A 269-nucleotide genomic window follows, 5' to 3' on the forward strand; every position below is an offset into this window, starting at 1 on the left:
GCCAGAAGAAAATCTGCTCCGTGGGCAGCGGTGTGGATCCAGCCGAGTTTTTCATCAAAACCAGACCAGTCATTTTCAATCGCCAAATAATCCAAGGCCTGTTGGAAAAGCAGTTCGCGGTCCTTAGTGCTTAAGAACGCAGAGTACCCAGAATTTTGATCACTATCGACAGACAGCAGAAGACAGTAAAGCAAGCAAGTAAAACTTCGCTTTAGTGTGGAGTTTTCTAGGGAAAGGGGATTGGTTTCTTGAGAGAATTGCAGTAGCGA

General features: G+C 45.7%; 1 protein-coding gene. It reads right to left on the reverse strand.

Annotated features, from left to right (window positions below; translation table 11 throughout):
* Positions 1–269 (reverse strand): DUF2785 domain-containing protein (locus C1E99_RS00120; protein WP_153060104.1); only part of this gene is annotated, 269 nt, incomplete at both ends.

It is taken from the genome of Streptococcus suis (genome assembly GCF_002964045.1).
GTDB classification, from domain to species: domain Bacteria; phylum Bacillota; class Bacilli; order Lactobacillales; family Streptococcaceae; genus Streptococcus; species Streptococcus suis_U.